Origin of the sequence: Acinetobacter sp. UBA6526 (assembly GCF_002434875.1) — a bacterium.
Taxonomy (GTDB): domain Bacteria; phylum Pseudomonadota; class Gammaproteobacteria; order Pseudomonadales; family Moraxellaceae; genus Acinetobacter; species Acinetobacter venetianus.
In genome coordinates this window covers 1-9724 of record NZ_DJLC01000179.1, presented here as the reverse complement: position 1 = coordinate 9724, position 9724 = coordinate 1, and the positions used below count along the sequence as shown (strand labels likewise).

General features: G+C 39.6%; 11 protein-coding genes and 4 tRNA genes. 14 read left to right on the top strand and 1 reads right to left on the bottom strand.

The window, feature by feature from the left end:
* The 13 genes from B4237_RS12420 to B4237_RS12360 form a co-directional block, all read left to right on the top strand.
* On the top strand, positions 1-589 hold a 589-nt coding region (locus B4237_RS12420; RefSeq protein WP_286943361.1), incomplete at its 5' end, for a multicopper oxidase domain-containing protein.
* Positions 576-1469 carry a copper resistance protein B gene (locus B4237_RS12415; RefSeq protein WP_286943359.1) on the top strand — a complete coding sequence of 298 codons (894 nt, stop codon included), beginning with the start codon at positions 576-578 and terminating at the stop codon, positions 1467-1469. The genes B4237_RS12420 and B4237_RS12415, both read left to right, overlap by 14 nt.
* Before the next feature lie 82 nt (positions 1470-1551).
* Positions 1552-2055: a cobalt transporter gene (locus B4237_RS12410; protein WP_286943357.1), complete on the top strand. Its 504-nt coding sequence runs from the start codon at positions 1552-1554 to the stop codon at positions 2053-2055.
* A gap of 4 nt (positions 2056-2059) precedes the next feature.
* Positions 2060-2605, top strand: a complete 546-nt coding sequence (locus B4237_RS12405; RefSeq protein WP_286943355.1) for a hypothetical protein — start codon at positions 2060-2062, stop codon at positions 2603-2605.
* Between the two features lie 163 nt (positions 2606-2768).
* A complete protein-coding gene (locus tag B4237_RS12400; RefSeq protein WP_004881392.1) occupies positions 2769-3086 on the top strand; it encodes a DMT family transporter in 318 nt (105 codons plus the stop codon).
* Between the two features lie 18 nt (positions 3087-3104).
* Positions 3105-3593 carry a methylated-DNA--[protein]-cysteine S-methyltransferase gene (locus B4237_RS12395; RefSeq protein WP_023013094.1) on the top strand — a complete coding sequence of 163 codons (489 nt, stop codon included), beginning with the start codon at positions 3105-3107 and terminating at the stop codon, positions 3591-3593.
* Positions 3594-3948: 355 nt separating this feature from the next.
* The gene (gene argJ / locus B4237_RS12390) at positions 3949-5169 is read left to right on the top strand and encodes a bifunctional glutamate N-acetyltransferase/amino-acid acetyltransferase ArgJ (protein WP_286943350.1); all 1221 of its coding nucleotides are present in this window, start codon (positions 3949-3951) and stop codon (positions 5167-5169) included.
* A gap of 141 nt (positions 5170-5310) precedes the next feature.
* The gene (gene nadA / locus B4237_RS12385) at positions 5311-6375 is read left to right on the top strand and encodes a quinolinate synthase NadA (RefSeq protein ID WP_286943348.1); all 1065 of its coding nucleotides are present in this window, start codon (positions 5311-5313) and stop codon (positions 6373-6375) included.
* A 142-nt stretch (positions 6376-6517) separates the two neighbouring features.
* A tRNA-Pro gene (locus B4237_RS12380) sits at positions 6518-6594 on the top strand.
* A 70-nt stretch (positions 6595-6664) separates the two neighbouring features.
* A tRNA-Arg gene (locus B4237_RS12375) sits at positions 6665-6741 on the top strand.
* Positions 6742-6776: 35 nt separating this feature from the next.
* A tRNA-His gene (locus tag B4237_RS12370) sits at positions 6777-6852 on the top strand.
* A gap of 4 nt (positions 6853-6856) precedes the next feature.
* Positions 6857-6933 (top strand) — tRNA-Pro (locus B4237_RS12365).
* Positions 6934-7264: 331 nt separating this feature from the next.
* Positions 7265-7732: a DMT family transporter gene (locus tag B4237_RS12360; RefSeq protein ID WP_019385138.1), complete on the top strand. Its 468-nt coding sequence runs from the start codon at positions 7265-7267 to the stop codon at positions 7730-7732.
* A gap of 53 nt (positions 7733-7785) precedes the next feature.
* On the opposite strand, the gene B4237_RS12355 is transcribed toward B4237_RS12360, so the two are convergent.
* A complete protein-coding gene (locus B4237_RS12355) occupies positions 7786-8955 on the bottom strand; it encodes a helix-turn-helix transcriptional regulator (protein ID WP_286943346.1) in 1170 nt (389 codons plus the stop codon).
* Between the two features lie 385 nt (positions 8956-9340).
* Here B4237_RS12355 and B4237_RS12350 point away from each other — a divergent pair.
* A partial coding sequence (locus B4237_RS12350) for a GMC family oxidoreductase (RefSeq protein ID WP_286943344.1) occupies positions 9341-9724 on the top strand: 384 nt, incomplete at its 3' end.

The following is a 9724-nucleotide window of genomic DNA, read 5'->3' as shown; positions in this document are numbered from 1 at the left end:
AATGAATGATATGCATCAGCAACGGATGAGTTCTCAGCATGAAAATGTGAAGGCTGAATCTGTTCAAGGTTGGGCGAATGCATCCACGCCAATAGGTCATAAAGCATTGCAATATGCTGATCTAAAATCATTAACACCGCAGCCTGATACACGTCCAGCAGAAAGAGAATTGGTCATTCGTCTTGGTGGGAATATGGAACGCTATATGTGGACCATGAATGGTAAAAAGTTTAGCGATGCCGAGCCATTACAAGTGAAATTTGGAGAGCGTATTCGACTGAAATTTATTAATGACAGTATGATGGCGCATCCAATGCACCTGCATGGCATGTTTATGCAGTTAGAAAATGGTCAAGCTGCGATTGATATGCCAAATAAACACACTGTTGTCGTTCCACCGGGACAAACGGTGACTGCATTGTTAACTGCTGATGAGTTAGGTGAATGGGCAATCCATTGTCATTTGTTGTATCACATGTCCGCAGGCATGATGAATAAATTGATTGTGGCAAATGTGGATGATTCAAAAACAGTGAATCAACCCAATGCAACAGCACCATCAGAAGGAGCACGCCATGCACATCACTAAGCAATCTCCCGAGGTGAATAAAATGCTAAAGTTGTTATTGATTGGCAGTGTTGTGTCTACATCAAGCGCAATCACCTTTGCTTATGAATCACATCAAATGACGGAAATGGATCATTCAGCTCATCAGATGACATCAATGAATGAAGCATCACTAATAGATCATTCACAACATCAAACAGTAAAGGCAGCTCCAACGGATGCCGTACATTATGCACATGATCACCGCCGTGAGCATGGTGGTCAGATTTATCAAGCCACGACTTTAGAAAATGCTTGGACTTTAGATGAGCATGGACGAGGTAGAGCGAGTACAGAGCTTAAAACATGGATTGGCTCAGATGAAAATAAGATTTTCATTAAGGCACATGTAGAAAAAGCTGAATCTGAAAAAGCAGATACAGAAACGATGGCATTATACAGCCGTAATATTGCAGACTTCTGGGATGTACAAGCAGGTGTTCGTTATCAATATATGCCTGAGCAAAGTTTAGATAAAAATCAGTGGAGCGCAGTATTTGGCTTACATGGTCTAGCGCCTTATTTCTTTGAGACAGAAGCTTATTTGTATGCTGGCCAAGATCAACGTTGGCAATTAAGTTTGGATACCAGTCGTGATTTTTTATTTACGCAAAAGTTGATTGCTCAGCCATATTTGCAAGCTGATCTTGTGCTGAGTGATAAATCAAAATACGCACAGAAAACAGGTCTATCAAAGCTTCAGGCTGGCGTGCAAACACGCTATGAAATCAATAAAAAGATCATGCCATTTATTGATATTGCTTATGCATACCATAAAGGTGCTGATAAAACGCTTTGGCAGGAAGGTTCTGACAGTGAAAAAGGTTGGCTATACGGCGCAGGCTTTACGCTAAAGTTCTGATACTTTGTCTAAAATGTCACGTTTCTGAGATACTGTTAGTTTATACTAGCAGTATCTTTTTTGAGTCATTCATGGTGCATAAATGGCTTTAGAACAACAAGACAATCAAATAACAGAAAAATCAATCCAAACGGCTAAGCCAAGAGAAAAGTCTCAAGCCGTAACTTCTTCCCAGTTAGAGCTGATACCAACTGATGGCAGTATGAATGTCAGTTTTTATTACATTCCACATATGAGCAGTATGGTGGAAGTACAAAGAGTCAGGAAGGCATTGTTACCATTTTCTGAGCTGTTGATTGAACATAGTATCGATTTAGATGCCCGTCATTTGGTGTTATATCATCAGCAAGAGATAGAAAGTGTGACTACAGCATTGGAATATTTGAGTTTAGGTGCTGAGTTACAGCAAACGATGCCTCATTATGAACCTGTGGAAGTGTTTATCCAAAAGTCGGATTCATTTGATTCTATGCCACAACATGAGGGTTCTCAGTATCATTTGCTTCATGTTTTTCAGAAGTTTTTTTACGCTATTTTTACGTGGTTTAGGCTCAGGATAGAAGCCTTGCAAAAGAAAAAGGATTAATGGAATGCCGAGATGGATGTATGGTGTGTTAGGTTTGGCTCTGGCTTGGTTAGTTTGGACAAAACTGATAAAACCAACGCCAGATATCAGTCAACTTACGACCCATCAAGATGTTCAAGTTGTTAATTTACAAAATTATGAAGGTTCATTTAGAGTGCTTTCGAGAGAAGATTATAACTTTGGGCGCGAAGCTGAGTATTCGCCGATGGATATCGCTGTTGGATGGGATGATATGGCGAATCCCCAAGTCTATAAGGAAATTGATATTTCACAGAGCAATCGTTGGTATTATTGGCGTGTGGATCATGAACCTCCGATTCCATTACGGGAAATTGCAACGCATAGCGCCAATATGCATTTAGTACCCGCCGATGCTTCTATTGCTAAACAAATGAAGAAATTAAAGAAAGATGATCTCGTGTATCTCAAAGGTTCTTTAATTGAAATTCAGGCAAAAGATGGTTGGCGTTGGAAAAGTTCTTTATCAAGAGAAGATACGGGAAATGGTGCATGTGAATTAATGCGTGTAGATAGCATTGTTTGGCAATAATACAATTGATCAATATATTTTATTTTCAGTGGGTTAGATTGTTTGGATACATAACAATTCACATATTTAAAAAGATTTGAATTACACTTTGAAGCCGAAGGGGACGACCCCTTTGATTGGTTTGATGTTGGGACGACCCAACCATTTAAAGTGTGAGTAAAAAATGGCTTGGGCGATTTTAATTTTAGCAGGTGTGTTTGAAGTCATTTGGGCATATTCGATGAAGCTATCCGAAGGTTTCACTCGTTTAACACCAAGTATTATCACGATCATTTTCATGATATTAAGTGTGGTCCTTTTGTCGATTTCCATGCGGACTTTACCTCTTGGAACAGCGTATACCATTTGGACAGGGATTGGTGCAATTGGATCGTTTATTGTGGGAATTGTGGTATTGAATGAGCCGATGACGGCAATGCGAATGATCGCAGCAGTTTTGATCGTATCGGGTTTAATGCTGATGAAATTGTCATCAAATTAATGTTCTAAGGAGAGTGTGATGCAACTGGTATATATGTACATGGATTCTCCTGTGGGTGCATTAAAACTGGTTGCACATGATCAAGCCTTGGTTGCTGTGATGTGGGACAATGAAGATCATAAGCGTGTTCGGCTTGCTGAGTTGGTTGAGAATGTTCAGCATCCAATATTGTTAAAGGTAAAACAACAACTTGAAGAATATTTTTTAGGACAGCGTCAGCAATTTGATTTGCCATTGGATTTTCAAGGCACAGCATTTCAGCAACAGGTTTGGCAGGCACTATTGACGATTCCTTTTGGGGAAACGCGTAGTTATAAAGAGATTGCCGTTCAGTTGGGGAATCAAAAAGCAGTGCGTGCGGTGGGTGCTGCCAATGGGAAGAATCCGATTTCGATTATTGCGCCGTGTCATCGGGTGATTGGTTCGACTGGGGCGTTGGTGGGTTTTGCAGGTGGTTTGGATAAGAAGCAGATTTTATTGAGTTTGGAGCAAAGCCAAACTCTGTAATCTGTATTGTTAATACTCGATTTTCACTTCTTTTTGGAATAAGCTACCAAATCAGATATGAATAACATATTTTATGACTTGAACTGTAAATAAATTACTGAAAAGGCGGTATCTTGTCTAGCGTAATTCAATTATAGGAATAACCTTCGGTTCGAGTTACTTTGGTTTCGCCCAAAGTAACCAAAGGCATTCTCATCTACAAAACCTGTTCACTTGTGGCATTTGTTTTTATCTATCGCAGAAACGAGATATTACAGATACTACGCAGGTTGTAGATAACCTGTCCGAGTCTCATATGTAGGGTATGGTATATATTCATTTTCTTTTTCATAACAAGTTGAAAGGAAGTTTAAAAATGGCTGTTGGTGACGTAACTATGCCACTTATGCATGTGGTGCAGGGTGTAAAAATTGGCTCAACTGAGGCGTATGTGCGTTATCCAAATCGACGAGATTTAGTTATTTTTGAATTTGCTGAAGGTTCAAATATCGCAGGGGTATTTACCCAAAGCGCATTTGCTGCTGCACCCGTTTTGCTCAGTAAAAAACATTTAGCCGAGAATACGCCACGTTACTTGATCATTAATACAGGCAATGCCAATGCGGCGACTGGTGCTATAGGCTATCAAAATGCAGAAGCGACTTGTGCGAAGTTAGCTGAGTTAACAGGTGTTCAAGCCAATCAGATTTTACCTTTTTCAACAGGTGTGATCGGTGAGCAATTACCAATTGATCGTTTAGTACAAGGCATTCAACCTGCGTTAAATGATTTAAATGCTGATCGTTGGGCGGACGCTGCATCAGGCATCATGACCACAGATACCACACCAAAAGGTGCATCTGAACAGTTTGAACTGGATGGTGTGACTTATACTATGACTGGTATTAGTAAAGGGGCTGGCATGATTCGCCCGAATATGGCGACCATGTTGAGTTTTGTAGCAACAGATGCACCAGTTGCGAAAGATATGGTTGAGCAACTTTTAAAAACAACCGTTGAGCATTCATTCAACCGCATCACTATAGATGGAGATACATCGACAAATGACTCGTGTATCTTTATTGCGACAGGTCTTGCTGGCGGGGCTGAAATTCAACATCAAGATGACGCACGTTATCAAAAAGTGCTTGAAGTGTTGTCGCGTATTATGGATCGTCTTGCACAGTTGATTGTACGTGATGGTGAGGGGGCAACAAAATTCATTACCGTACAGGTTGATGGTGGTGCAAATACGCAAGAATGTTGTGATGTGGCTTATAGTGTTGCAGAGTCTCCACTCATCAAAACGGCATTATTTGCGTCAGATCCAAACTGGGGCCGTATTGTCATGGCGATTGGAAAGGCTGGTGTACCGAATTTAGATAGCAGTAAAGTACAGGTTTGGTTAGGCGATGTGCAAATTTGCTTAGATGGTGGTGCAAATCCAGACTATACCGAAGAAGCTGGTGCCGCTGTCATGGCGAAAAAAGAAATTAGCATTCGTATCGATCTAGGTCGCGGTTCAGCAACGGATACGGTCTATACCTGTGACTTTTCTTACGACTACGTCAAAATTAATGCCGATTATCGCTCGTAAATTTGCGTTATAATAAAAGCCTCCACAGTGGGGCTTTTTTATATTGCCTATTTGTGGACGATGTGATTGACCTCGAATGATCACCATACCCACGTTATAAGTTTGCAGTGATGCAAGCACGCAGGATAGAGAAGACGTTTTATGAATGATGCGAATTTAATTGCGAACGAAGCCAAAAATATTGTGCAAGCGCATTTAGATCGTTTGGGCGAGCCTAAGGACAATAGCCTTAGCCCAGAAGTGAAACAAGAGGAGTTTGCGCAGATCGCAGCAGAGCTCAAAAAACGAGATGCTGTACTTGTGGCGCACTATTACTGTGATCCTGATGTGCAAGAGCTTGCAGAGCTTACGGGTGGTTGTGTTTCTGACTCATTAGAGATGGCACGTTTTGGTCGTGATCATGCTGCTTCAACCCTTGTGGTTGCTGGAGTAAAGTTTATGGGCGAAACTGCAAAAATTTTATCTCCTGAGAAAACAGTATTAATGCCGACATTAGAGGCAACCTGTTCTTTGGATTTAGGTTGTCCAGTCGATGAGTTCACAGCATTTTGTGATCAGCATCCCGACCATACTGTTGTGGTTTATGCAAATACCTCAGCTGCGGTGAAAGCACGCGCAGATTGGGTGGTTACATCTAGCTGTGCTGTAGAAATCATTGAGCATTTGGATAGCTTAGGTGAGAAAATTATTTGGGCACCAGATCAACACTTAGGTCGCTATATTCAAAAGAAAACAGGCGCTGACATGTTGCTGTGGGATGGTGCTTGTATCGTGCATGAAGAATTCCGTGCCCGTGGTATTGCACAAATGAAGGCACTTTATCCAGATGCAGCTGTTTTGGTACATCCAGAGTCACCTGAATCTGTGGTTGATATTGCTGATGCGGTGGGAAGCACATCGCAGCTGATTAAAGCAGCACAGACCTTGCCGCATAAACAAATGATTGTGGCAACTGATCGTGGTATTTTCTACAAAATGCAGCAAGCAGCGCCGGATAAAGAATTATTTGAAGCTCCAACTGCAGGTGAGGGGGCAACCTGTCGTTCATGTGCACATTGTCCGTGGATGGCAATGAACGAACTCGATGGTATTTTGCATGTACTACAACATAGTGATCAAGAAATACACGTTGATCCTGCTTTAGCTGAGCGAGCTAAATTACCATTAGATCGAATGTTGAACTTTAGTGCTTCATTAAAGCGTTAAAAAACGCCAAGGTGTTTGTTAAATATACATTTGATAAGGATTTATTACATTTTTGAAAAATAGGTGTTGACGTTCTAGGGCGTCGCGCCTAGAATGCACACCGTACCGCACGATGTGCGATACAATAAAAGCTGAGAAAAATCGGAGCATAGCACAGCCTGGTAGTGCACCTGGTTTGGGACCAGGGGGTCGTAGGTTCGAATCCTACTGCTCCGACCATTTAAAATAATGTTGCAAAACATTGTTTTAAGATCGGCGAAGTATCGCTTGATATTAATATCATCGTTATGCGCCTGTAGCTCAGTTGGATAGAGCATCCGCCTTCTAAGCGGATGGTCACAGGTTCGAATCCTGTCAGGCGCGCCATTTGGTCGCTTGGTACATAGAACTAAATGTTGATGGTGGATGTAGCTCAGTTGGTAGAGCCCCGGATTGTGATTCCGGTTGTCGCGGGTTCGAATCCCGTCATTCACCCCACAAACGGAGCATAGCACAGCCTGGTAGTGCACCTGGTTTGGGACCAGGGGGTCGTAGGTTCGAATCCTACTGCTCCGACCATCATCTTAAAGATGAGATAAATTACCGCTAAGTTAGCGGTTTTTTTATATCTAAATTTTAATATTCTCATAGCTATATTCATTTAAAAAGTTCTATCCATACTCTTTATTTTATCTAATTTTATATTAAGGATTACTAAGTTAAATATCTGAATGATTTAATAAAAAATCACGACTAAATTTTAATTTTTAGCCACTAAATATATGTCTATCAAAAATATAAGAAAAATAGATCGTTTGCATTTCAGCGGTTTTAAGTGATAAGTATAGGAGTACAAAACTTTAATAAAGATTCAAACAGTTGATTTAAACAATAAAAAGAGAGGTCGCGAATGCATAATATCAGCTATGTATTGATTAGTATTTTAGGTGGTTTAATCGTTCCTCTACAATTGGCAATGGTGAGTGCCTTTCGTAATGCCAGCGGTGCTTCACAAATACAATCAACACTTGTGCTTTATGTGGGTGGAGCGGTGGCTTCATTGATCATTGCATTGATGATTGATGGAAGTGTTAAGCCGTCTTTATATCAGCAAGCCTCTTGGTGGATGTGGTTGCCTGGTCTTTTAGGTTCACTCTATATTTTATGTATGTTCCTTGCTGCTCCTAAAATTGGTGCAACTAATACCTTACTCTGGGTATTTTTAGGTCAGATGCTGTTTGCCACACTTGTCGACAGTACAGGCTTTCTTGGGATGCAAGTAAAAAAAGTAGATGGTTTAAAGCTATTGGGACTTATGTTTATTGTGATTGGCGGTTTAATCATGATTTATAATGAATATAGAAATATGAATGCTTAAGCACATTTTTGTTAAATTTTCTCCGTAATAGAACGTATTTATCAGCAACAAAACTAGATCGCTTTCGGGAAGTTAAGAAGAATCTTCACCAGTTCAGATTGTTTGTGTGTTGATGTTTTTCTATAAATTGACTGTATTTGCTTTTTGACAGTATCTGCACGCACTTTATTTTTCTGTGCAATTTCTTTAGTTGAAAAACCGTCTAAGAGACTTAGTGCGACTTTACACTCGGCAGGTGTAAATTTGAACACAGAGCTTAATAGTTGAATATCTACAGAGATTGAATGTTCAGGATGAAATAAAGTGAGCATCACTAGAGGACGAATGCCAAAAGCTTTTAACTCTTGCTCAGTCGCAAGTAGGCTGGCAAAGATATACAGTGTTTCACCACTTTCTGACTGTATTTTTATACCGCCGTCTTGAAGTAATTCATTATCAAATGTTTGTTGCCTAAAAAGTGCTTCGATTTCGCGGAGATTATCTTTTAATTGCTGTTGATAAGGTTGATCTAAGTAGATTTGATTATTCTGCAGTTGAATGAGATTGGTTTTTTCTAATAGTGTTGAAACCGCAGTATTGTAATGAACCACACCTCCAGATAAGTTAAGCAATACGATCGGCTGATGCAGCTTATTTATCAATGAATAACCCACAATACTATCGGTAGAAAATTTATATAGTTGGCGTTGAGTTTTGAGGACGCGTTCCAAATGCGGAAGCAAGCGATTTAAGAAGTCAATTTTTTCATTTTGTAGGGGCTGTTGTTTTTCTGATGTATGAATAATGAAGGCAATACAAAGCTGCTCATCTAATACCAATGCTTTCACGGCAACATAGCGTAAATCAAAAGGCAGTAACACTTGCTGATATAGCTTGGACTGTTCAACAAAGGCATGATCAATATGGTGATGACATTGATACCATTTATGCTGATCTTCTAAGCTAAGTTGTAAGAAATATTCCCAGCGAGGATCTGAATCAACTGGATAATGTAAATAAGCAAGATCAGATGCTACACGGTCAACATCATTTAATCGACCGCCACCTGCACTAAAGGAAATCGCTTGATTACAGACATCTAGTGCTTGAACTTGAATATAGGTCGCATCCAAAATCTGAGTTAAACGTTGTCCAAAATGAACCCAGTTCTCAGGTGTATCTAGAATTTTATAAATTAAATCAATTAATTCATCGTAGTACTGATTTAGAGTTGATTGAGACATCTTTATTGCTGAATCTATACATGATTTAAATGTAACTGATATGTATCAAATTAACAATATTTAACAAAAGTGGATTTTTCACTAAAAATAATTGAATGGATCTTAATGCAATTAGAATATTTTACATTTTGCTGAGATGACCAAAACGATTTTCTATGTTTTGAAGAATCGTATTTAGATTTAATAAATGAAAGCATATAAAAGTTTTGGATATTTTTGTAGATTGATGAATTATGGCAAAGGGGATGCTGCATTTAGCTATTGAGATTTTGAGTTGCAAAAGCTAATTTTAATTATTTACATCTGTTAGACAGGCGATCGTTTGTTTATAAGATATCTTAGGCATAATGCTTTAACTTTTATAAAGAAAATAACAGGGAAAGAAATGACACAAACAGCATTTGATTTTGTAGTGATTGGTGGCGGCTCAGCTGGTTGTGTACTGGCTGGGCGATTGTCTGAAAACCCAAATGTTTCAGTTTGCCTTTTGGAAGCTGGTGGTGATGGAAATAGTTGGCTGGTAAATACACCTGCCGCTGCCGTAATTAGTATTCCAACAAAAATAAATAATTGGGCTTTAGAAACAATTCCGCAAAAAGGACTAAATGGACGTAAAGGATATCAACCACGAGGAAAATGTTTAGGAGGGAGTTCAGCCATCAATGCGATGGTTTATGTTCGCGGCCATCGTGATGATTATGATCACTGGGCTGCTTTAGGAAATACAGGGTGGTCTTATGATGAGGTGCTCCCTTATTTTAAAAAATCT